Source organism: Xenorhabdus sp. XBWT, assembly GCF_059072735.1.
Genome location: NZ_CM180990.1, coordinates 3,222,219 through 3,243,294 on the forward strand (window position 1 = coordinate 3,222,219; position 21,076 = coordinate 3,243,294).

Annotated in this window: 25 protein-coding genes and 1 pseudogene; 15 read left to right on the forward strand and 11 right to left on the reverse strand. The window is 42.0% G+C overall.

The window, feature by feature from the left end; genetic code table 11:
* Positions 1 to 52 precede the first annotated feature (52 nt).
* Positions 53 to 589 (reverse strand): tail fiber assembly protein, encoded by a 537-nt coding sequence (locus AC5JQI_RS14035; protein WP_493912616.1) that lies wholly within the window; start codon positions 587 to 589, stop codon positions 53 to 55.
* The gene (locus AC5JQI_RS14040; protein ID WP_493912617.1) at positions 589 to 1,425 is read right to left on the reverse strand and encodes a hypothetical protein; all 837 of its coding nucleotides are present in this window, start codon (positions 1,423 to 1,425) and stop codon (positions 589 to 591) included. Before AC5JQI_RS14040 ends, AC5JQI_RS14035 begins: the two co-directional genes overlap by 1 nt.
* 412 nt (positions 1,426 to 1,837) lie before the next feature.
* On the opposite strand from AC5JQI_RS14040, the gene AC5JQI_RS14045 reads away from it, so the two are divergent.
* The 10 genes from AC5JQI_RS14045 to AC5JQI_RS14090 all read left to right on the forward strand — a co-directional run bounded on the left by AC5JQI_RS14045 (position 1,838) and on the right by AC5JQI_RS14090 (position 9,804).
* Complete coding sequence (locus AC5JQI_RS14045; RefSeq protein WP_237387104.1) at positions 1,838 to 2,119, forward strand: type II toxin-antitoxin system RelB/DinJ family antitoxin; 282 nt, start codon at positions 1,838 to 1,840, stop codon at positions 2,117 to 2,119.
* Positions 2,106 to 2,384, forward strand: a complete 279-nt coding sequence (locus AC5JQI_RS14050) for a type II toxin-antitoxin system YafQ family toxin (protein WP_493914687.1) — start codon at positions 2,106 to 2,108, stop codon at positions 2,382 to 2,384. The genes AC5JQI_RS14045 and AC5JQI_RS14050 overlap by 14 nt, the downstream gene beginning before the upstream one ends.
* A gap of 189 nt (positions 2,385 to 2,573) precedes the next feature.
* Positions 2,574 to 3,746 carry a phage tail sheath protein gene (locus tag AC5JQI_RS14055; protein WP_493912618.1) on the forward strand — a complete coding sequence of 391 codons (1,173 nt, stop codon included), beginning with the start codon at positions 2,574 to 2,576 and terminating at the stop codon, positions 3,744 to 3,746.
* Between the two features lie 11 nt (positions 3,747 to 3,757).
* The gene (locus AC5JQI_RS14060) at positions 3,758 to 4,276 is read left to right on the forward strand and encodes a phage major tail tube protein (RefSeq protein WP_237387101.1); all 519 of its coding nucleotides are present in this window, start codon (positions 3,758 to 3,760) and stop codon (positions 4,274 to 4,276) included.
* 94 nt (positions 4,277 to 4,370) lie between these two features.
* Positions 4,371 to 4,688, forward strand: coding sequence for a phage tail assembly protein (locus tag AC5JQI_RS14065; RefSeq protein WP_493912619.1), 318 nt, complete (start codon positions 4,371 to 4,373; stop codon positions 4,686 to 4,688).
* Between the two features lie 14 nt (positions 4,689 to 4,702).
* Positions 4,703 to 4,822: a GpE family phage tail protein gene (locus AC5JQI_RS14070; RefSeq protein WP_011144425.1), complete on the forward strand. Its 120-nt coding sequence runs from the start codon at positions 4,703 to 4,705 to the stop codon at positions 4,820 to 4,822.
* Entirely contained in the window at positions 4,815 to 7,586 is a 2,772-nt protein-coding gene (locus tag AC5JQI_RS14075; protein WP_493912620.1) for a phage tail protein, read from the forward strand. Before AC5JQI_RS14070 ends, AC5JQI_RS14075 begins: the two co-directional genes overlap by 8 nt.
* The gene (locus tag AC5JQI_RS14080) at positions 7,583 to 8,089 is read left to right on the forward strand and encodes a phage tail protein (RefSeq protein ID WP_237387099.1); all 507 of its coding nucleotides are present in this window, start codon (positions 7,583 to 7,585) and stop codon (positions 8,087 to 8,089) included. Before AC5JQI_RS14075 ends, AC5JQI_RS14080 begins: the two co-directional genes overlap by 4 nt.
* Positions 8,086 to 9,498: a phage late control D family protein gene (locus tag AC5JQI_RS14085; protein ID WP_493912621.1), complete on the forward strand. Its 1,413-nt coding sequence runs from the start codon at positions 8,086 to 8,088 to the stop codon at positions 9,496 to 9,498. Before AC5JQI_RS14080 ends, AC5JQI_RS14085 begins: the two co-directional genes overlap by 4 nt.
* 69 nt (positions 9,499 to 9,567) lie before the next feature.
* Positions 9,568 to 9,804 (forward strand): ogr/Delta-like zinc finger family protein, encoded by a 237-nt coding sequence (locus AC5JQI_RS14090; protein WP_237387097.1) that lies wholly within the window; start codon positions 9,568 to 9,570, stop codon positions 9,802 to 9,804.
* A 158-nt stretch (positions 9,805 to 9,962) separates the two neighbouring features.
* Here AC5JQI_RS14090 and AC5JQI_RS14095 read toward each other — a convergent pair whose 3' ends face one another.
* Positions 9,963 to 10,181 carry an HP1242/YdcH family protein gene (locus AC5JQI_RS14095; protein ID WP_237387096.1) on the reverse strand — a complete coding sequence of 73 codons (219 nt, stop codon included), beginning with the start codon at positions 10,179 to 10,181 and terminating at the stop codon, positions 9,963 to 9,965.
* Between the two features lie 268 nt (positions 10,182 to 10,449).
* Here AC5JQI_RS14095 and eco point away from each other — a divergent pair, with 268 nt between their 5' ends.
* Positions 10,450 to 10,926 (forward strand): serine protease inhibitor ecotin, encoded by a 477-nt coding sequence (eco, locus tag AC5JQI_RS14100; RefSeq protein WP_493912622.1) that lies wholly within the window; start codon positions 10,450 to 10,452, stop codon positions 10,924 to 10,926.
* 63 nt (positions 10,927 to 10,989) lie between these two features.
* Here the strand turns inward: eco and AC5JQI_RS14105 are convergent, their stop codons facing one another.
* Positions 10,990 to 11,232, reverse strand: coding sequence for a hypothetical protein (locus AC5JQI_RS14105; RefSeq protein ID WP_493912623.1), 243 nt, complete (start codon positions 11,230 to 11,232; stop codon positions 10,990 to 10,992).
* Between the two features lie 25 nt (positions 11,233 to 11,257).
* Between AC5JQI_RS14105 and aqpZ the strand changes: the two genes are divergently transcribed.
* Positions 11,258 to 11,953 (forward strand): aquaporin Z, encoded by a 696-nt coding sequence (aqpZ, locus tag AC5JQI_RS14110; RefSeq protein WP_493912624.1) that lies wholly within the window; start codon positions 11,258 to 11,260, stop codon positions 11,951 to 11,953.
* A 281-nt stretch (positions 11,954 to 12,234) separates the two neighbouring features.
* On the opposite strand, the gene AC5JQI_RS14115 is transcribed toward aqpZ, so the two are convergent.
* The 7 genes and pseudogenes from AC5JQI_RS14115 to AC5JQI_RS14145 form a co-directional block, all read right to left on the reverse strand.
* Positions 12,235 to 12,363: a hypothetical protein gene (locus tag AC5JQI_RS14115; protein WP_272903029.1), complete on the reverse strand. Its 129-nt coding sequence runs from the start codon at positions 12,361 to 12,363 to the stop codon at positions 12,235 to 12,237.
* A gap of 199 nt (positions 12,364 to 12,562) precedes the next feature.
* A complete protein-coding gene (efeB, locus tag AC5JQI_RS14120) occupies positions 12,563 to 13,855 on the reverse strand; it encodes an iron uptake transporter deferrochelatase/peroxidase subunit (RefSeq protein WP_493912625.1) in 1,293 nt (430 codons plus the stop codon).
* Positions 13,852 to 14,748, reverse strand: coding sequence for an EfeM/EfeO family lipoprotein (locus AC5JQI_RS14125; RefSeq protein WP_493912626.1), 897 nt, complete (start codon positions 14,746 to 14,748; stop codon positions 13,852 to 13,854). The genes efeB and AC5JQI_RS14125 overlap by 4 nt, the downstream gene beginning before the upstream one ends.
* The gene (locus tag AC5JQI_RS14130; RefSeq protein ID WP_493912627.1) at positions 14,738 to 15,577 is read right to left on the reverse strand and encodes an FTR1 family iron permease; all 840 of its coding nucleotides are present in this window, start codon (positions 15,575 to 15,577) and stop codon (positions 14,738 to 14,740) included. Before AC5JQI_RS14130 ends, AC5JQI_RS14125 begins: the two co-directional genes overlap by 11 nt.
* 23 nt (positions 15,578 to 15,600) lie before the next feature.
* Entirely contained in the window at positions 15,601 to 15,939 is a 339-nt protein-coding gene (locus tag AC5JQI_RS14135; protein ID WP_493912628.1) for a cupredoxin domain-containing protein, read from the reverse strand.
* 86 nt (positions 15,940 to 16,025) lie between these two features.
* A complete protein-coding gene (locus AC5JQI_RS14140; protein ID WP_493912629.1) occupies positions 16,026 to 16,580 on the reverse strand; it encodes an iron transporter in 555 nt (184 codons plus the stop codon).
* A 176-nt stretch (positions 16,581 to 16,756) separates the two neighbouring features.
* A pseudogene (locus tag AC5JQI_RS14145) lies at positions 16,757 to 17,041 on the reverse strand (ATP-dependent Clp protease proteolytic subunit); the annotation flags it as partial.
* A gap of 699 nt (positions 17,042 to 17,740) precedes the next feature.
* Here AC5JQI_RS14145 and pvcA point away from each other — a divergent pair.
* The 3 genes from pvcA to AC5JQI_RS14160 are packed head-to-tail and all read left to right on the forward strand — an operon-like array spanning position 17,741 to position 20,957.
* Entirely contained in the window at positions 17,741 to 18,748 is a 1,008-nt protein-coding gene (gene pvcA / locus AC5JQI_RS14150) for an L-tyrosine isonitrile synthase (RefSeq protein WP_493912630.1), read from the forward strand.
* Between the two features lie 34 nt (positions 18,749 to 18,782).
* Positions 18,783 to 19,673, forward strand: coding sequence for a tyrosine isonitrile desaturase/decarboxylase (gene pvcB, locus AC5JQI_RS14155; RefSeq protein WP_493912631.1), 891 nt, complete (start codon positions 18,783 to 18,785; stop codon positions 19,671 to 19,673).
* A 3-nt stretch (positions 19,674 to 19,676) separates the two neighbouring features.
* Positions 19,677 to 20,957 (forward strand): glycosyltransferase, encoded by a 1,281-nt coding sequence (locus AC5JQI_RS14160; RefSeq protein ID WP_493912632.1) that lies wholly within the window; start codon positions 19,677 to 19,679, stop codon positions 20,955 to 20,957.
* Positions 20,958 to 21,076 lie beyond the last annotated feature (119 nt).

Below are 21,076 nucleotides of genomic sequence, written 5' to 3' on the forward strand. Positions count from 1 at the left end.
ATTTCTGTGCATTTCAATATTAATAACAATCAGGGGCATTATGCCCCTGTAGTTATTTTATTTTGGGTTGTTTTGGCCATTTGATATTTGGTGCAAAAGAACAATCAACTCTATTAATCATTACTCTATAACGCTTCCATTCTGTCAGAACTGCAATTTCTTGATCTGTTGCTATATCAAGTTCTATAGCATCTTGCAGAGGATAAATTATAATATTAGATTTAGTTAATAATTCTTTTTTTTGCTTTTTAGCTTGAAATATTAACTCATTTCTTGTGTATTCACGTGGAATAATTTTACCATTAATATATTGCCAGTTCCCTAAAATATCTACACCTTCAGGTAATGATTCCACCTCAACAATACTTCCGTCTTCTGGACAGATAGCAGAGGCTTGTTTATTTATTGCGCAAATAATATTATTGGAATTATATTTTACTTTGTAGGTGTTTTCATTAAATTTTGATATGCTCTTATACCAATCAGCACCATTCTCACTACGATAGAAAATAGCTCTAAATTCACGTTCAATTCTTTTTTCTTCATCAGTATCAGGTGAATATTTTTTGAAGTTTTTTAAATTCAACATTATAAGGCTCCTATATTATGCCAAATTCCATTAATTAGTTTTTGAAGTGGTCTGCGATAAACAGCATCAGGAACATCATCTGAATTATGATTTAAAATACCAGTAATAATATATGGTGGAGTATCATTATATCCTGGCCCTTGCCAAAGTTTTGCATATTCTACTGCCCCAAATTGAATGTCTTGAATATATCTTGAATTTGCATTGTCAATAGTTAATAATTCAGTCCAATTCTCTTCGAAACCGTAACTATCACGCGCAGAGCGATAATACAAGCCCCCATTTTTATAATTTGCTAACAATTGTAGTGTAGGACAACTCCCTACTCCCATATTAAAATTTACTATCATTTTAGAATGAGTAGAAAAATCGGCATTATATAAGCCACTATTTGCATTCCAAGGCACATTATTTTCAGATACAGATTGAGTCAAACCTAACATTTGGTATTTAGTATCAGATTCAGATTTCGTATAACTGTCATCAGTGAATGCCAATTTTTTAATGGGCGAGTTAACACTGCCTGAATTATTTCCTGCAACCACTTTTACTCGCGCAGTAGAATAATCGACAGAAAATGATGCATATGTATCGGCAGATTTTAATAGAAGGCTTGCACCATATATATGTGTATAATCTGAAGGTGTTGAATTTCTGAAAAACTCAGGACTGGCGTTACTTCTGCGTATCCAAGCCAGAAATTCACTATTATTCTTATTAAAGACAGTGCCACCGTTTCCACCAAATCCGAAGCTACCTTTCAATTGAAATTTACTATCAGCTTCCGATTTTGTAATCCGTTCACTAATCAGGGATGTTACGACTTTCTGACTCATCACTTGTTCAGCTGAACTCCCTGAGAACTGAACAACCGATGATTTCGGCACCGCATTCTGGGCTTGTTTTTTGGTTTCTGTTAAACCGAGGTTTTATAGAACCCCATATGAATATATATTAAAGCTGATAACGATAAACAAAAGGCAATAAACAGAAGAGTAATAAGCAAAGAAACAACTATCTTATGGTTCAATTAATACCCAATATCTCAATTTATAGAAACCTCAGATAAAAAGGATGAAATACAAACAAAAATTGGCTATTTTTAGTGCTTTTCTTTCACCCTACACCGTATATGAGCGAAAAATTCTCATATGTATTAAATCCAGCAATAGCACATTTTTTAGTCTTGTTATGTGACTACGATAGGACTACAATTCATATCTACTATGTAAAGAAAGGGGGGCTTTAATGGCTAATGAAACTTATGTCAGAGCGAAAATTGATCCTAAAACTAAAGAACTTGCAACCATAGCACTTCAGTCTATGGGGTTGACTGTAAGCGATGCTATTCGCATGTTGATGGTGCAGGTAGCGGAAAAAAATACACTGCCTTTTAAAGTAAAAGGAACTAATTATCGGAATGCTTCCCGCACAAAAGCGGCTATTAAACAGCTTGAAAGCGGTAAGGGTAAAACGTTTGACAGTGTTTCTGCTTTCATGGATGACCTGAACAATGATGAGGAAGATTAGTCGTTCTTCTGAGTTCAAGAAGGATTATAAGCGTGTGAAAAAAGGAAGATATCGCGCAACTATCGATGAAAGTTTAGTTGAAATATTGGATATTTTGGTAAACGATAAACCAATTCCGACAAGATACGTCGATCACCCACTAAAAGATGATTGGCGGGGTTTCCGAGATTGCCATCTTCACCCAGATCTACTGCTGATTTACAAAAAAGTTGGCAATATCATTTTGGAACTTGCCCGATTAGGCTCTCATAGCGAGCTATTCTGATAACTCTTGTCTAAACCGTCCGCTGGGGCGGATTTTTTTATCTGTTGGAATTACTAAAACATCAACCAATTGATTATTAACAAAAATTTTATTACACATTTGTACCTTCCCCTACACATCCCCAATTGAATGATTTCCCCCGTCCAATCCGCCAATATATCGGCACACCTTAACAGGAGAACCGCTAATATGGCACAAGATTATCATCACGGCGTCCGTGTACAGGAAATTAACGAAGGTACTCGTACCATCACTACCGTTAGCACTGCTATCGTAGGTATGGTATGTACTGCTCCTGACGCAGACGAAAAAACATTTCCATTAAACACTCCAGTTCTGATTACTGACGTTATGAGCGCCAGTGGTAAGGCTGGGAAGAAAGGGACTTTGTCCGCATCACTGAAAGCAATCGCAGCTCAGGCTCAACCTGTCACTGTTGTTGTCCGTGTTGCTGAAGGCGAGTCTGAAGAAGCAACCATTTCTAACATCATCGGTGGCGTCACTGATGCAGGTAAGAAAACCGGTATGCAGGCACTATTGGCGGCGCAAAGCCAACTCGGTGTTAAGCCTCGTATTCTGGGTGTTCCGGGTCTGGATTCAAAAGCAGTTGCTGTTGAACTGGCAAGTATCGCTCAGAAGCTGAAAGCAATTGCCTATATCAGCGCTTATGGCTGCAAAAATATCTCAGAAGTGATCAAGTATCGCGACAACTTCAATCAGCGTGAGCTGATGCTGATTTGGCCTGATTTCTTGAGCTGGGATACTGTTACCAATAGCGAAGCTACCGCTTATGCGACTGCCCGTGCTCTGGGTCTGCGCGCTAAGATCGACCAAGAAACTGGCTGGCATAAAACGCTGTCCAACGTTGGCGTCAACGGTGTGACTGGCCTGTCTGCTGATGTTTTCTGGGATCTGCAAGATACCGCAACTGACGCTAATCTGCTGAACAAAAACGGCATCACCACGCTGATCCGCAAAAACGGCTTCCGTTTCTGGGGTTCCCGCACTTGTGCTGATGATCCACTGTTTCAGTTTGAAAGCTACACCCGTACCGCCCAGGTTCTGGCTGACACTATGGCTGAATCCCACATGTGGGCTATCGATAAACCGCTGACTCCATCACTGGTGCGCGACATTATCGAAGGCATTAATGCCAAGTTCCGTGAACTGAAAGCCGGTGGTTATATCATTGATGGCCGTTGCTGGTACGACGATAAAGCCAACGACAAAGACACCCTGAAAGCAGGCAAACTGACCATTGATTACGACTATACACCTGTACCGCCACTGGAAAACATGATGTTACGCCAGCGCATTACAGATAGTTACCTGATGGATTTCGCTAAAAGTATCAACAAATAAGGGGCTAACTGATGGCATTACCTCGCAAACTTAAATACCTGAACTTATTCAATGACGGCAACAACTATCAGGGCATCGTGGAAGAACTGACCCTTCCTAAGTTAAGCCGCAAGCTGGAAGCCTATCGCGGAGCCGGCATGAACGGCAGCGCAATGGTGGATCTGGGGCTGGATGAAGGCGCACTGGATGCGGAATTCACTCTGGGCGGCGTAGAAGCTCAACTGTACAAACAATGGGGCATCGCAAAAGCCGATAGCATCATGCTGCGCTTCGCAGGTTCTTTTGAACGTGATGACACTGGTGACGTCGTTGCAGTTGAAGTTGTGATGCGTGGTCGCTTCCAGGAATTCGATCACGGCACTTATAAACAAGGTGATAACACTCAGACCAAAATCACCGCTAAAAACACTTATTTCAAACTGACATGGGATGGAGAAGAACTGATTGAAATCGACACCATCAATATGGTTGAGAAAGTAGGTGGTGAAGATCGTCTGGAACAGCACCGTCGCGCTATCGGTCTTTTTTAATCACTTCTTTTAGCAATTAGCTTTTTTAAAACTTATTTCCTGTCTCTTCATATTTGTTGAGACAGGTTATCTATCGGATAAACAAGGTTGAACCATGACAGAAACACTGAACACTCAAAATGATGATCTGCGCATTATCAAACTGGAAGCTCCACTGGCTCGGGGCAACGGCGAAATCACGGAAGTGATGATCCGTAAACCTAACAGTGGTGCACTACGCGGGGCACGTTTACAGGCACTGCTGGAAATGGATGTGGATTCTATGCTGCTTGTCCTGCCGCGTGTTACCACCCCCGCATTGACCAAAAGTGACCTGATGATGATGTCACCGGGTGATCTGATTAATATCAGTGTGGAGGTGGTCAATTTTTTGTTGCCGAAGTCGGTCAAGTCCGATTCCCAGAACGATTAACCGTTGATGAATTGGTGGCAGATATCGCCACCGTTTTTCACTGGTCTCCGGCAGTCACAGATGAAATGTCACTGCCGGAACTATTGGACTGGCGACATCGGGCCATTTTAAGAAGTGGTGCAGAAAATGAGTAATATACAGTCACAGCTTGATAGGGTACTTAGTGCCGTTGGAAAACTGACCAGTTCATCTAAATCTTTTCAACGCTATCAGAAGAAACTGTCGGATACCGTAGACAAAATCCATAACCAATTTAAAAAACTTAATAAAACCGCAGAGCTTTTAAAGCCTATCGTCGGATATGCGCAGGAAACTGCGCGTATGCGTTCTGATTTCAAAACCTATTATCAATCTATCAAACAATATCTGTTTGCCCGAAATAACGCTCCCCAAATAATACAATCAGAGGCGGTTTCTCAAGCCGGTAGCATTGTTTATGCCACTCAGAATGTGATACAGGAAAATATCTCGAACAAGAAATTCGAATTGAATATCAGTTTTGGCGGTGGTGGTGACGGTGGTGAGGATGATGCACTGGATCTTAAAGGAATATGGGATGCGCTCAAGACGATATTTAAGGGAATTAAATTACTTTTAAGAGGCCTTGGTACAGTCTTTATGTGGCTTTTACGGACCGTGGGAAAAGTTCTTTTGGCCATTGGTCGCTTATTCTTAAGGGTGCCTATTCTGGCACTTATTGCTGCCATTGCTATTGCTGCCATTTATATTTGGAAAAACTGGGATTCATTGAAAGAAAAGTTTCTTACCCTTTGGGAAAATATAAAAACTATATTCAGTAATGCATGGCAGGGAATAAAAGAACGTGTTGGGAAGGCATGGGAAAGTATTAAACAGTTTTTTATGGGCGGTGGGTTATTCGGGGTTATTTACCGTAACTGGGATACGATTAAACAGTATGCCTCTTCTGTTTGGGAATGGATCTCCAACAAAATAGGTGGTGTCTGGGAAAGTATTAAACAGAATACCCTTGGCCTCTGGGAAAGTATCAAGTCAGGGTTGTCCCAGAAATGGCAGGCAATGAGCCAATATGTTTCCACGGTCTGGGAAGGAATTAAGGCCAGGCTCAGCGGTGTTTTCGAACCCGTGAAGCAGCGCTTTTTGGGGATCTGGGACAGTATCAAGTCTGATTTGTCGCAAAGATGGCAGGCGGTCAGCCAGTATGTTTCCACGGTCTGGGAAGGAATTAAGGCCAGGCTCAGCGGTGTTTTCGAACCCGTGAAGCAGCGCTTTTTGGGGATCTGGGACAGTATCAAGTCTGATTTGTCGCAAAGATGGCAGGCGGTCAGCCAGTATGTTTCCACGGTCTGGGAAGGAATTAAGGCCAGGCTCAGTGGTGTTTTCGAACCCGTGAAGCAGCGTTTTTTGGGGATCTGGGACAGTATCAAGTCTGATTTGTCGCAAAGATGGCAGGCGGTCAGCCAGTATGTTTCCACGGTCTGGGAAGGAATTAAGGCCAGGCTCAGCGGTGTTTTCGAACCCGTGAAGCAGCGCTTTTTGGGGATCTGGGACAGTATCAAGTCTGATTTGTCGCAAAGATGGCAGGCGGTCAGCCAGTATGTTTCCACGGTCTGGGAAGGAATTAAGGCCAGGCTCAGTGGTGTTTTCGAACCCGTGAAGCAGCGTTTTTTGGGGATCTGGGACAGTATCAAGTCTGATTTGTCGCAAAGATGGCAGGCGGTCAGCCAGTATGTTTCCACGGTCTGGGAAGGAATTAAGGCCAGGCTCAGCGGTGTTTTCGAACCCGTGAAGCAGCGCTTTTTGGGGATCTGGGACAGTATCAAGTCAGGACTGTCCCAGAAATGGCAGGCGATGAGCCAATATATTTCTACCGTTTGGGGGGGGATTAAAACTTCACTAAGCAACATCTGGGAACCGGTAAAACAGCATGCATTGGAAGCATGGGAGAATATTAAAACTTACCTCTCTGAAAAATGGGAAAGTATTAAGCAGAACGTTCTTCTTGTATGGGAAGGAATAAAAAATATAATCAGCGGTGTTTGGGAATCAGTAAAACTTAGTGCAATGGAATATTGGGAGAGTATTAAAACTTCCTTGTTGGAAAAGTGGGAATTACTTAAACAAAGTGTTGTTGAAAAATGGGAAAGTATAAAGACAATAATCAGTGGCGCCTGGGATACTGTTTCTAAAAACACCTTGGAAGTTTGGGAGAATATTAAAAAATCAATTTCAGATAAGTGGGATGAAATTGTCAAAAATATCAGTGAAATTCCAGAGAAATTAAAAAATTCCGGTTCTGATATGATTGAATCCTTACTGAATGGTATTAATGAAAAATGGGAAAATCTGAAAGGTAAGTTTTCTAAAATTACTGATCTGTTTAAATTCTGGAACTCAGATAATGAGGAAATAAAACAGAAAATAACAGTAGCTCAGGAAATAACAACCAATAATGGAACGGGGATTAAACAATCAGTTGATCTTAAGCCTATTAATCCCCTACTTCGCGATAAAGGTGGTCCGGTTTCTGCTGGGAAATTTGCTATTGTCGGTGAACGGGGTCCTGAAATTATCAGTGGGTCAACAAATGTGACCAGTAGAGTAAAAACGGCACAGCTTGCGGCTTTGGGGTTTGCTGTCAGCTCAATGTCATTGCCCGTTGCGGCTCAGGATGCACCGTTGCACGCACAAAGTTTGCCAGCTTACGCTTATGAAGAAGTTCAGGCAAAACAGATGCGGAACCAACCACAGAAGCAAACCAGCGCGGCACCACAATATAACATCTATGTCTACGGCTCTCAGGGGCAGTCTGCACAGGATATCGCCCGTATGGTCAGACAGGAACTGGAACAACGGGAACGTATGCAGCAAGCCCGTATGCGTAGCTCACTTTCTGACAGAGGAGAAGATTTCTTATGATGGCCGCACTTGGTTTATTTGTTTTTATGTTGAAAACCACGCCGTATCAAAGTTTTCAATATAAACAAAGCTGGAGACATGCTTTCAATAGCCGTGTGGGAGCACGGCCTGCATGGCAATTTATTGGTCCGGATAACGATACAGTAACGTTGTCGGGGGATCTTTATCCTGAACTGACTGGTGGTTCGCTTTCACTGGCGGCATTGAAATTGATGGCGGACAGTGGCAAAGCATGGTCTTTGATTGATGGCAGTGGTGCGATCTACGGCATGTTTGTCATTGAAAGCATTGATGAGACGAAAACGGAATTTATGTCAGGCGGCGCGGCAAGAAAAATCAGTTTTACACTGACTTTGCGGCGTGTTGATAACAATTTGTTTGAAATGTTGGGCGATTTACAGGATCAACTTTCTGACATGAAGAACAAATTGCCTAAATCTCTGGATGATCTTTCCAAACTGAAGGATGAGGGCATGAAAAAAATTAAAGGATTCCTCCCATGATGGATTTTAAACAATTTATGCCAAAAACGGATTGGGTTCCCCAATTTGATTTAGTCACTGGTACAGAAGGAGCACCAGCTTTTCGTCTGGAGACTAATAACAAGGATATCACAGGAAAAATCCAATCACGTTTGATGTCTTTGACACTGACAGATAACCGTGGTTTTGAAGCAGACCAGCTCGATCTCGAGCTGGATGATTCAGATGGCAAACTTGATCTGCCTTCCAGAGGGAATATTCTGACATTGGAATTAGGTTGGTACGGGCAGGCTCTGACACCGAAAGGTAAATTTGTAGTTGATGAAATCGAACATAGCGGTGCGCCTGATAAGCTCACCGTTCGTGCTCGTAGTGCGGATTTACGTGGTAAGCTGAACACTAAGCACGATAAGTCTTACCATAAGCAGACGATAGAGAACGTTGTCAGTACGATGGCGGTAAAAAATAAATTGAGATTTCTAGTCGGGAAGGAATTGAAAGATATTATTGTGCATATCGATCAGACCAATGAATCTGACTTGAGTTTTCTGACTCGTCTTGCACAGCAAGAAGGAGCAATTGCCTCCATTAAAAATGGAGTATTACTGTTTATTCTCCAAGGGCAAAATAAATCATCAAGTGGTGAAAAGCTTCCGGTGGTTGAGATTACCCGTCAAGTTGGTGATAGTCATCGGTTCTCACTCTCTGATCGTGATGCTTATACTGGTGTTGTGGCAAAATGGTGGGATATTCGTACTGCCTCTGAACAGACAATTGAGTATCAGAGAGAGGAATCGAAGAGTCTGAAAGTTGAAGTATCCGTTAGTTATAGCGGCGGGAACGAGTCTTCGGATGAAGGTTCACGGAAGGAAGATAACAAACAAGATAAACCAAAAGGAAGAGGAAAACTTGATGCCTTGAAGGATGCAGCAAAAGCAGGGAGTACTGTTTTAAACCTTCCAGGTTCAATGGGTTTACTGAACGCGAAAAGTGGTGGTGGGGGTTTGAGTTTCGATGGCAGTCTTTCTTATGAGTCAGAAGAATCATCATCACTTAAATCCCATCAAACAACCACAACCCAGCAGACAGCACAAAAATATATGTCAGGCACAAAGGGAAATGTTTTAACGCTTTCCCGCATATACCACAACAAGGAAGACGCAACGCGTGCTGCTGAGGCTGCCTGGCTAAAAATGCAGAGAAGGGCTGCACAGTTTTCAATCACTTTAGCTAAGGGACGGGCAGACCTTTATCCTGAAATGCTGGTTAAAATTGATGGATTCAAGGAAAAAATCGATGGCATGGACTGGACGATAGTGAAAGTGACTCACAATCTCAATGATAGCGGGTTTACCACCACATTGGAGCTTGAAATTAAGATTGATGGGGTCGTGGCTGAAAAACCGGAAGATCCCGAAATAAAAACTTGATCTCAATATGAGATCTTTGATATATTGTTCACCAGACGAGATGGTGTTATTTCAAGAAAGGTGAACAATATGATTAAGTGTCCTCTGTGTGGTCAGTCAGCGCATACTCGTAGCAGCTTCGAGCATTCAAGCGAAACAAAGGAGCGCTATAACCAATGTCAGAACATCAATTGTGGAGCAACGTTCGTCAGCCATGAAACCTTTGTACGTTTCATTTCTAAGCCAGGTGAAGTCCAAAATGTCACGCCTCATCCAAAGGCAAGCACTAAGAGACAACCTCGTCAGAAAGCCGCTGTCGCGCAGTAATTAATGTAAAAACATAAATAACGAAAAAACATTGCTCCAATTTTTGCCACCGTTATGGTGGCTTTTTTGTGGGTGTTTGGTTGGATTTGGTTCTCTAAATGAGAACCTCATATGACGCCCACTTGTTGACAAAGTAGGCGTTAAAACCATTGGCAGGGTTACTTCAGAGATTCCGTCTGCAAAATCCTTTGCATTTCATCTTTGATGTGTAGTTTTTCTTTTTTCAGACGTACAACTTTATCGTTGTAGCCAGTGCCATTTGGCCCTTCCAGTTGGACTATCTCTTGGTCAAGTCGGTTATGTTTTTCAAACAAAGATTGGAAACGGGGATGTGATTCTTTTAGATTGGATACTAAATCGCGATATTCTGGAAACATGAGACCTCCTAGACGAAATTTACTACTACACCGTAAGTGTAGCAGCCCATTGTAATCTCAGATTTGAGAGATATCACATAAAAAAAATGTGGTACCACCTGTTCACTTGATCAATGATTAAAAAAAATCAATATTCATTCTAAATGAACAATTTTGTTTTTTACATAATTTATTTAAAAATCAGTGTATTGATAAAAAAACATAATTTCCCTCAGTATTTTTGTTGTTATGATTCAATCTCCTTTTTAAATACAACCAGAGGTGATATATGAAAAAATATCTATTTCCTTTAGCTGCTTTGATGGTATCGACTTCTGTTTTAGCTGACAAAAAACTTGAAGATATCGCTCCTTATCCTGCTCCTGCTGAAGGCATGGTACGTAGTGTGATTGACCTTCCCAAGCATGAAAATGAAAGAAACTACAAGGTTGAATTGATTATTGGCAAGAACATACTGGTGGATTGTAACAATCACTGGTTTGGCGGCAATCTGGAGACAAAAGTACTGGATGGATGGGGATATAATTATTACGAACTGGATAAAGTCTCCGGCCCATTCTCAACAATGATGGCATGTCCAAATCAAGAAAAAACAAGGAGTTTTGTTCAGGTTTACTTAGGTAAAGATGCGTTGATAGACTATAACAGCAAATTACCTATTGTAGTGTATACACCAAAATCAGTTAAAGTAAAATATCGTATTTGGCAAACTTCAGATGAAGTCAATACAGCTGTAATTAAATAAGTCATTGAGCAGATATACCCGATAGATTTCAGGTCGTGGCCAACAAAGCTACAGCTTGAAAGATTAGGGGTATAAATCAACAACCTGAGTTTTTGTTATATTAAACTCAGGTTGTTTTATTTGTGGCATAAATATTCTTTTTCGATATTTATTTTTCATGGGGAAAAATAAAAAATTAAATAGTATACCGAAATTGTAGAATACTTTTTTACCCCTGGCTTTGTTCCTCCCTTTATTTCTGTCTGTGATTCCTTGCCCATATCTAAAAATAGTAACTAAACTGTTTTTGGATTCTATTGCATTCATGCAAATATCATTGAGGAATCGTAGAATGTTTAAAAAATTATCAGCAGAGTTTTTGGGTACTTTTTGGTTGGTGTTTGGTGGATGTGGTAGCGCTGTTTTAGCTGCGGCATTTCCACAGGTGGGGATTGGCTTTATGGGGGTATCTCTGGCTTTTGGTTTAACTGTGGTTACGATGGCCTATGCTGTGGGACATATATCAGGAGGTCATTTTAATCCGGCAGTTACATTGGGATTATTTGCGGGGGGACGTATTTCTGCAAAAGATGTGATTCCTTATATTATTGCCCAAGTGATTGGAGGGATTGTCGCCGCCGCGGTGCTTTATCTTATTGCTAGCGGTAAAAGTGGTTTTGATGCAACGACAAGTGGTTTCGCCTCTAATGGTTATGGCTCTCACTCTCCTGGTGGTTTTTCATTGCAGGCAGCAATTATTATTGAATTAGTATTAACCGCCTTTTTCTTGATTGTCATTCTTGGATCAACGGATAAAAATGCACCCACAGGATTTGCACCATTGGCGATTGGTTTAGCATTGACACTGATTCATTTAATCAGCATTCCAGTCACAAATACATCAGTTAATCCCGCAAGAAGTACCGCAGTTGCTATTTTTCAGGGAACCTGGGCGCTGGAGCAACTTTGGGTATTCTGGCTGATTCCATTAATTGGTGGTGCTGTAGGTGGATTGTTATATCGGACACTATTACAGAAAGGTGAGTGATTCATCAATTAATGTGACTTAATGTTTAAAGGCCATGTTATTGCATGACTTTATTTATATTTTTTATGGTGGATTTTGTTCACTTATTGATGGATATCAGAATAAAGGGTTGGGGCGTTAGCTGGTGGAGTGTATTTTACAGCATCCAGTGATTCCCCATGTGCAACATGTTGCATTGGTAACATCTACGGCGGGTTGGCTTTATAAGAAACTCGGTTTTTAACCTGCTGAAGATAAAAGCCATTTGTGGATGTTAAATAAAAAGAAACTACCTACTGTATCTATACCCATTGGATTTCAAGATGCAACGCGACGGCAAGGGAATGACAAATTCGTCGGGAACGAATTTGCCCAGCCAAAGGCTGGCCTCCGGTGAAAGGCAGGAGCCTTTCATTAATCCCCTGGAGCATAGATAACTATGTGACCGGGGTGAGTGAGCGCAGCCAACAAAGCGGCAACTTGAAAGACGACAGGTATATACCCAATAAGTGAGGAAAACACTGACGGATCATCGGGTAATGCGGATTATCCGTCAATGTACACTATATAACACTTTCATTATCAAATAGTTGGATCGTGTCGGTGTTACTCATCATTTCTTGAAATCAATTAGGTTAATGCGCGGGCAGCCCGGATCAAGCTTTGTCCGATATAACCATTTTTTGATGTTATTCCGGGCAATACCAGATAGTAACCTCCGCCGAATGGTTTGATATAGCGCTCTAATGGTTCACCGTTTAACCGATTTTGTGTGTCGATAAAACCTTTTTTCAGATCATTTTGGAATGAAACAAAAACTAATCCCATATCCAGCTGCCCAGTTGATGTTAATCCTATTGAGTAACTATAACTACGGCGACGTAGTTTGGAAACATGGCGTTGCGGATTGCGCGGTTCTGCCCGGCGCATATGTGAATCGAACAAAACTCTGTCACCGTGCGGATCGTGATTAAACGCAGGATCGTCATGTTCATGCTGTTTGCCTATCGGTGCTCCGCTATCTTTATAACGACCAAAGTCATTTTCCTGATCTTCGAGCGGTGTCCGATCCCAGAAGTTAAGTGCGAAACGGATCAGGCGGACGGCTTGATAACTGCCATTTTCTATCCATGATGGCTCTTTCTGGTTGATCCAGACCAGATCATTCATCAGAGCATCATCCTTGGCATCTGCATTGCCTGTGCCGTCTTTAAAACCGAATAAGTTGATGGGAGTTGTCCGGCATTCGATATCCCGTGCCGGTAAAAAACCGTCAATTTTCCATTGTGGTGCCACCACACCGGAAAGATGGCGTAACATATCCCGAAGCGCATAAATCACTGTTTCCCGACTATTGGCACAGAACTGCAATAGAATATCCCCGCCGCACCATGCTGCTTCTAGCTGATCATTCGGGAAAGCCGTCATTGCAACGAATTTTTTGGGCTTCAACGACGTTAATCCGAAACGGCTATCAAACAATGAATACCCTAATGATACGGTAATGGTCAGTTCATCCGCGTACAAATAGGTGCCGAGGATCCCGGATTCTGCGGGCGGCATACGATCATTGGTCATTTTTCCAGCCTGACGGTTTTGTGTTAGCCGGGCAATACAGTCAGTTAATCGTTTAAATACCGTTTCCACTTCATCCAATGTTGATACTGTCAGATTGAGCGAAAGAAATATCGCTTCTTTTTGTTCCGGTGTGATGACACCGGCCTGATGTTTTCCCTGATAAGGAATCGCATGTGCACGGGTGCGGTTATCACAAGCCGCTTTCTCCGATGTAGCCACCGCAGGCAGGCTCAGTGCACCACCGGATAAGAGTACACCTCCCGCTCCCAGCAATTTCAGCGTTGCTCGTTTGCTGACACAAATCGGCTCATCATGGCCTGATTCTTTTGTTTTTCCCTGTTTCATAGTTTATTCCGGTACTTGTAGTACACATCAATGTTCAGTTCTGCACGCAGTTGAGATAACGATTCCGCCAGTTGAGATGCCATGGCAGAAAGCTGTTGTTTGTCCTGATGCTGAAATCGCTCGTAAGTCAGATAGTTTCCCTGCGGATTGCGGAAATGGGCCATCAGTGCATCAATAGCAGCAAACTGCGTGTTCAGTGATGACACGGTTTCTGTCGATAAAAAAGGTGCCAGACCATCAACAACCCGGCGTGAACCCTGTAGATTTGCCACTATGTCAGAAAGATCACTGCGGCTATACCGATTTTCATCCCCACCCAGTTTGGTGGCTAAAATCAGTTCAATGCTGTCATCCGCGGATTGAACCAGTTTTGCAATCGGCAAGGTTTCAATGGCGACACGCTGCTTCAGATCCTGAATATTACGCCGTAATACCTGCACCGACTCCAGTGCATCTGCCCGATTTTTGGTTGAGAACAACGCGTATTCAACACGATGAAATCCGATAAATTTCGGATCTTGCTCTTGTTTGAGAAAATAGCTTGCGTGCGGATTGATGACCCGATCCGCATGACCGAAAGCCACCACGGCTGTACGGATGGTTTCGTAGTCATAGTGCGCTTGTATATAGGCCCTCTGAGCGGCTTGCCAGTCATCGGCTTCCAGTGCATGCTGCAATGCCATTAACTGGGTTTCAATGGCCGCAACCTGTCCGGTCATCGTTTTCATATACGCGGCGATAACAGGTTGATATTGAACAGGTGTCGGGATGTCACCTTTTGCAATAATGACTTCATTGCCCACATTTGGTATTCCCGCCCGATATTTGTCAGCCAGCGCGGGTGCAATCAGCAGTAAGCTCAATCCTATGGCGGCCATTATTTTACGTAGCATGGCGACGTCCCTGACGGCTGAACAGAGCGATAACTACCAGCCAATAAGTAACAAATGTAATGATACTCAGCCCGATAGGTTGTGCACGATAACCAAACAGTGTTGCCATAAAGTTTCCGGCCAAACCGGAATCATCTAACCAGTTACTGGTGTCCCACACTGGGTAAATCAGAAAGTCATTCAGTTCAATATCCTGTTCTAACAGAATATTGGAAATTTCTTCTACGCCTTTCAGTAACAGAGAGCAAGCCAAAAAAAGAAGCACAATGCCGGTCACTCGGAAAAACCATTTCCATGCGATTTTCCGGTAACTTAATAAGAAAAGATAAAGCGTCAGTGCCGCAATCACGATCCCCAGAACCACCTCTCCGGTGAATGACCATAGAGTTTCATGGGTTAATCCCATGATGATGCTGGAGAGGAAAACAACAATTTCACTGCCTTCACGGGCGATTGCGATCGCCACAATAAATAACGCGCCCCACCAAGAATGGTGTTCAGCACTGTGCTTAATTTCCTGTTCAATACCCGATTTTAGTGATGAGCTGTGCTGGCTCATCCAGTACACCATTTGTACAATAAGTGCACAGGCAAAAAGCGACATCCCTATCATAAAATAAGTCTGGCTGCGATCATCAAGCACATTGAATACGCCATAAATCAGCAGTGCTAAAAAGATGGATAATGCTACACCCAGAGCCACTCCACCCCATAAATAGCATCGTCCCGTAGCTGAGTCAGGATGCTGTTTAATCCACGCATAGATAATGCCGACCAAGAGCAGTGCTTCAAAACTTTCACGCCATACAACAAAAAGAACCTGTCCCATATTTTATTCCTGCGATCTGGCCATTAATTGGCGATAATTTCACCGACCGGATGAGAGAGATGAAAATCATCAAAAAAGGTATATTTTCCCGGTTTCAGCGGTGCAATCACCACCACCGAACTTGCACCGGGTGCCAGCACTTTTTCTTTACGCAGTTGCGTACTTTCAAATTCAACCGGTTCCGTACCGGTATTACGGATCTTGATGCGGATAGACGTTTTGGCGGGGACTTCCAGTACTTGTGGTGTGATCTTGCCGTTATTCATTTCTACTTCAACAGTAAATTTTTCGGTGGCCGCGATTAGCGGCGCACAGAATACTGACGCAACTGCTATACACAGTGCGACAACGATAGATTTCATGACAGACCTCGAAGGGAACGCGTGACATCCGATGTCTAAAATAACAACGATCGCATTAATGCCAATCGCTGTTATTTCCTGTTTAATTAATAACTACCTTTACGACCGGTTCCGGCGTAATCAAAATCCCAGGAGGTATTAAATGGTTCAAACCACGGTGCAACACCGGTTTCTTTATCAATGTGACGGCCAAACGCGACATCATCATTCATGCTGGGGGGAGAAATACGGTATTCCACATGGTATTTACCATAGCCATCCAGTTTCAGATTTTTGCCATAGTGAGGGCCATCGCTGGCCACCATCGCCATGAATGTACCGGATTGTGTTTTTTTCGATTCATCCAGCTTGGTGACTTTATAATCCACTTTCAGGTAAGGAATCCAATCCCCTTCTGCAAAGCCATTCGGATTTTCTTCTATTGCGTGAATATCCGCTTCCAGATGGATATCCGCTTTATCTGCCGCCAGATGATGCATCTGATGCTTTCCTTCAACCTCCATAGTGATCGGTTGCAGATATACGCCCTGAATTTCCATGCCATTTTTAATTACCGGTTGTCCCAGAGGATATTCCAGCGCTATAGCCGATGTTGATACTACACCCAGTAACGCTGCCGCGACATTCATCCTGATACGCATTTTTATACCCCATTTTCATCATGCAATTAATAACGCCAATAATAATCATTATCACTTAAATTGTTCAAGAAAAAATTATGGCCCGCTCCCGTTGGGTTCTCATGATTGTCCTCGTGGACTCTTTCAGCACTCGTGCAGTGTCGCGGATGCCGGAGTTATTTATCTCCATATTCATAAGCACGTCCCTGAATACCACCTAATGGCTGATAGATCATAAAACGGGTATTTGGCAGTGAATAACGGTTTTCTTTGCTGACCGCAAGGAAGATGGCTATACCTGTGCTTGCAACCCAACCGAAGCCAATCATTATTACTTTGGGGTTAATAAATTTAATCATGTTATGCAAAGTGTCGCCTGCTTCAACATGCCCCCTGACCATTGATAAATATCTTTATTGGTTCGTCACTGATTTTTGTAAAATTAAGAGCTGCATCATGACTTTTTCAGTGAGTTGCTGACTATGAGTATAAGGTGTCGTGGTAAAATGTTTTTCTGGTCAATTTGTAAATTCGCCATACATTCTTTTGCCTTTTATAATGAAAAATACCGACTATTTAATATGGCGTTATAAAAATACTTACCCTAATATTTTTTGTAATTGTTTTATTTTTTTTACAAAATCAAAAAAGTTGAATCATTTAATTAAATTTTTTAATTGTTTGAATGTATTGAAATAATATATATTGCTTCTCATCATTTTCGCCAGTATATGAATGGCTTAATAAAAAAAGGTATCTGAATCAGAAATTGTCTTTATGTAATATGCGTAGGTAAAATAAGATATTATTTCTTTAAAATTAACTAGTTACAGTTTTTTTGGATTATCTGGAGAAATGAGATAAACAAACGTATTTTATTTATATTTGTTATAACTTATTTCTTTTTGTTCTGTCTTAATTAAAAATTTTTATTAGGTCATATACCTAAGGGATTTCGAGATGCGGAGGCCAGCAATGGCTCGAATCCGGGAGTATAGATAACCATATGTTTATAAAAACGGTAACTGGGTTGAGTGAATACAGTCAACAAAGCTGCCATTTGAAAGACGATGGGTATATCTAACAGAATAATAATCAACAACTTATACGTAATAACCTTTACGTTCTGACTATATAAATGGATTGTCAGTAATCTAAAGGCAATGAATTAGGAATAAATTATGGAACTTTTTGACATAGAAAAGGTATCGAGCAAAATTTTATATGAATTATTGCAATATCGACGCCGTTTTCCAGAATCTGAACATACAATTCAATATGAAGAAGAAAGAATTTTTGAGGTTCAGCTCCCGCGTATTCGTGCCTTTGTTGAGCAAGGAAAAACTGTAGAATGTATTTTACCTGCATTTCCAACAAAATCGCCAAATCCTCGCAAAGTATTAGGTAATATGCCTGATATGGCAGAAAAATTATCACTAATTTTCTTAAACTCTCTTTGCCAGCGTATTCAGCTTTATTACCCACCCGGGGCAAAAATTATTATTTGCTCCGATGGACACGTATTCAGTGATCTTATCCGTGTTGATGATAGCACGATTACCTATTACCAATTGGAAATTGAAAAACTGTTGCATGAGTTAGGAGCAACTCATCTTTCGGTCTTCAATCTCAGTAACGTGGAATCACTCACGCAACATACGCATGATTATGATCATCTGCGTAAGTTGTTGGTGAGTCGTTATGCCTCCTCAATCGAGGAAATTAAAGAGACACTCAAAGAAAACGAAGAAGGTTTGCTGTTGTATCGGGCAATCACTCGTTTTCTTTATGAAGATAGTTTATTACCAGAATATACCGGTTCAAAAAATGCACTGCAAAAAGATGCACGTCAGCGCTCTGTTGGGGTTATTCAACGTAGTTGGGCATGGGGGAATTTATTGGCAGAACAGTTCCCGCTAGCGCTTCGCCTTTCAATACATCCACAACCTGTGGATAGTCTCAAATTAGGTATTCATATGATGCCGACTCGGGATGATTGGCTGACACCGTGGCATGGTGTCGCTGCCAATATCAACGGCCAGTTTGTGCTGATGAAAAGTGATGAAGTGAAAAAGATGAAAGGAAAACTGATCGAAATTCGGGGAGTTCCAAGCCATTACGTGATTGAAACAGAACCGGACAAGCATCAGGAAACAGAACCCGAAATTGCGGCTGTGCATGCAGATTAACTAATTAATATAACGGATTATTTAAGAGCGAATCATGAATACATATGAACTTGACTGTCATATTGAGTTAGTGAAACCTTTTGGACTGTTTATTACCCCTAATTACCCTGATCAGGATATTACTACGTTACCGGTTGATGCTTTGCGCGAGTTGGCGCGAACTCATCTTTTGGTAGTATTGCGCGGCTTTCAGTCCGGCTTCACGGACAACAATAAGCTGACAGAATATACCAGCCGTTGGGGGGAGTTAATGACATGGTCGTTTGGGGTGATATTGGATGTGATGGAACGGCCTGAACCATCAGATCATGTTTTGGATAGTTCATATATTCCACTGCATTGGGATGGAATGTATAGGCAGACAATCCCTGAATTTCAGGTTTTTCATTGTGTTTCTGCGCCTGAGGCAGCTCAAGGAGGGCGTACTACGTTTGTTAACACTGAGCAATTGATTTCTGAGGCCAGTGAAGATGAGCTTAATACGTGGAAGAGCATCACAATTACTTATAGTACAAGCAAGGTGACACACTATGGTGGCGAAGTTGTTTCACCGTTGATTTGTCTTCATCCCGAAGGAAACAAATGGGTGATGCGTTATAACGAACCGATGCAACAAGAGGATAAATATGCCGATCATCACTCTGTAATAATGCATGGGTTGTCATCAGAAAAACAAAAAGAAGTCGAGGAAACACTGTATAACAGATTGTATGATCCGCGTTATTTATACACACATCAATGGCAATCTGGAGATATTGTGATAAGCGATAATTTTACCCTATTGCATGGTCGTGAAGCCTTTATTTCGCGATCTCCACGTCATCTCCAGCGGGTACACATACATGGAACACCTGTGTGTGAAAATGACAGCTTTAGAACTATTCCCGATTCAGATTCAGTAGATCTTAGCTTGAAAGAGGCTTAATTAATGGCTCGTATTGTTTTAGCTGCTGTCGCAACTCCCGGCCATGTTTTTCCAATGTTCACTATTGCGGAACATTTAATCGGACAGGGGCATGATGTCACAATATTCAGTGGAACTTTGTTTCAACAGCAAACGGCAGCATTAGGAGCCACTTTTGTCCCCTTTGATGGGCAGGTGGATGTTGATTACCGCTATCTGGAAAAATATTTCCCTGAACGGGCAGAATATCCACCGGGGAATGTTCAGATGGCGTTAGCATTAAGGACATTTTTCGCCGCGCCTATTCCTGTGTTGTCGAAGCAATTAATGCAAGTGATTGCAGAGGGACACGCTGACTTGTTGATTATCGACAACACCTTTTATGCCGCGTTGCCATTATTGCAACAACCGTCTGACGAACGTATTCCTGTCATTGCTATTGGTGTGACTCCGTTGCCGTGGTCATCAAAGGATGCCGTATTCTGGGGGGCCAGGATACCACCTGAATTATTACCTGCTGATTTAACACGCGATCAATTAGTGGATGGGGAAACGCACCAATTAATTGAGCAGGTTGGGGAAGCCTTTAATCAGTCGCTTGTTGCCGTTGATTGCCTCCCACTGACAGAGAATTATAATGATGTTTTGATGACCGGAGTTGATCGTTACTTGCAACTGGCAACTCAGTCATTTGAATTTACCCGTAATGATTTACCTGCGACGGTGGATTTTATCGGCGCACTGCCGGTGAAAGTGGAAGATGATAAAACGCAAATCAGTTGGCCGGATGAAAGCCTGCCACTGATTTTGGTAACTCAGGGAACACTGGCTAATATTGATTTCAGCCAATTGATATTACCTACATTGCGTGCATTGTCCGCTTTACCTGTTCGGATATTGGCGATTACAGGCGGGCGTTCTGTCGATGTCTTGGGTGAAACTATTCCAGAAAATGCCAGAGTCGTAGAATATCTTAATTTTGAACACTGGTTGCCAAAATCATCAATTTTTATTACCAATGGTGGTTATGGTTCACTGAATTCAGCCATTCGTCACGGTGTTCCTTTGGTGGTAGCGGGAATAGGGGATGGTAAGCTGGAGGCTGTTGCCCGTGTTATCTGGTCACGTTGTGGCATCAGCCTGCATACTGATGCTCCAAGTGAGCAGCAATTATATCAGGCGGTGACCAGGATATTATCTTCCCCGATATGGCGCCAGCAGGCACAAATCATTAAGGCAGATTATGCTTACCATGATGCCTTGGCATCAATAACGCGTCATGTTAATGAACTGATCGCACAATAAATAAACCATAAAATAGAACGCGGTAGGTTTTTCATACCGCGTTCTTTTATGGGCAATTCTTTTATAGGCAGTTCTTTTATAGGTAGTTCTTTTATAGGTAGTTCTTTTATAGGTAAATG

Excerpts from the sequence above, each read along its gene's own strand:
- eco (WP_493912622.1), top strand. The coding sequence starts at position 10,450 with ATGAAAAAATATCTATTTCCTTTAGCTGCTTTGATGGTATCGACTTCT.
- AC5JQI_RS14080 (WP_237387099.1), top strand. The coding sequence starts at position 7,583 with ATGATGGCCGCACTTGGTTTATTTGTTTTTATGTTGAAAACCACGCCG.
- AC5JQI_RS14125 (WP_493912626.1), bottom strand. The coding sequence starts at position 14,748 with ATGCTACGTAAAATAATGGCCGCCATAGGATTGAGCTTACTGCTGATT.
- AC5JQI_RS14040 (WP_493912617.1), bottom strand. The coding sequence starts at position 1,425 with ATGAGTCAGAAAGTCGTAACATCCCTGATTAGTGAACGGATTACAAAA.
- aqpZ (WP_493912624.1), top strand. The coding sequence starts at position 11,258 with ATGTTTAAAAAATTATCAGCAGAGTTTTTGGGTACTTTTTGGTTGGTG.
- AC5JQI_RS14075 (WP_493912620.1), top strand. The coding sequence starts at position 4,815 with ATGAGTAATATACAGTCACAGCTTGATAGGGTACTTAGTGCCGTTGGA.
- AC5JQI_RS14055 (WP_493912618.1), top strand. The coding sequence starts at position 2,574 with ATGGCACAAGATTATCATCACGGCGTCCGTGTACAGGAAATTAACGAA.
- pvcB (WP_493912631.1), top strand. The coding sequence starts at position 18,783 with ATGAATACATATGAACTTGACTGTCATATTGAGTTAGTGAAACCTTTT.
- efeB (WP_493912625.1), bottom strand. The coding sequence starts at position 13,855 with ATGAAACAGGGAAAAACAAAAGAATCAGGCCATGATGAGCCGATTTGT.
- AC5JQI_RS14085 (WP_493912621.1), top strand. The coding sequence starts at position 8,086 with ATGATGGATTTTAAACAATTTATGCCAAAAACGGATTGGGTTCCCCAA.
- AC5JQI_RS14095 (WP_237387096.1), bottom strand. The coding sequence starts at position 10,181 with ATGTTTCCAGAATATCGCGATTTAGTATCCAATCTAAAAGAATCACAT.
- pvcA (WP_493912630.1), top strand. The coding sequence starts at position 17,741 with ATGGAACTTTTTGACATAGAAAAGGTATCGAGCAAAATTTTATATGAA.
- AC5JQI_RS14105 (WP_493912623.1), bottom strand. The coding sequence starts at position 11,232 with ATGAATGCAATAGAATCCAAAAACAGTTTAGTTACTATTTTTAGATAT.
- AC5JQI_RS14140 (WP_493912629.1), bottom strand. The coding sequence starts at position 16,580 with ATGCGTATCAGGATGAATGTCGCGGCAGCGTTACTGGGTGTAGTATCA.
- AC5JQI_RS14115 (WP_272903029.1), bottom strand. The coding sequence starts at position 12,363 with ATGCTCCAGGGGATTAATGAAAGGCTCCTGCCTTTCACCGGAGGCCAG.
- AC5JQI_RS14045 (WP_237387104.1), top strand. The coding sequence starts at position 1,838 with ATGGCTAATGAAACTTATGTCAGAGCGAAAATTGATCCTAAAACTAAA.
- AC5JQI_RS14130 (WP_493912627.1), bottom strand. The coding sequence starts at position 15,577 with ATGGGACAGGTTCTTTTTGTTGTATGGCGTGAAAGTTTTGAAGCACTG.
- AC5JQI_RS14135 (WP_493912628.1), bottom strand. The coding sequence starts at position 15,939 with ATGAAATCTATCGTTGTCGCACTGTGTATAGCAGTTGCGTCAGTATTC.
- AC5JQI_RS14050 (WP_493914687.1), top strand. The coding sequence starts at position 2,106 with ATGAGGAAGATTAGTCGTTCTTCTGAGTTCAAGAAGGATTATAAGCGT.
- AC5JQI_RS14060 (WP_237387101.1), top strand. The coding sequence starts at position 3,758 with ATGGCATTACCTCGCAAACTTAAATACCTGAACTTATTCAATGACGGC.
- AC5JQI_RS14065 (WP_493912619.1), top strand. The coding sequence starts at position 4,371 with ATGACAGAAACACTGAACACTCAAAATGATGATCTGCGCATTATCAAA.
- AC5JQI_RS14160 (WP_493912632.1), top strand. The coding sequence starts at position 19,677 with ATGGCTCGTATTGTTTTAGCTGCTGTCGCAACTCCCGGCCATGTTTTT.
- AC5JQI_RS14035 (WP_493912616.1), bottom strand. The coding sequence starts at position 589 with ATGTTGAATTTAAAAAACTTCAAAAAATATTCACCTGATACTGATGAA.
- AC5JQI_RS14090 (WP_237387097.1), top strand. The coding sequence starts at position 9,568 with ATGATTAAGTGTCCTCTGTGTGGTCAGTCAGCGCATACTCGTAGCAGC.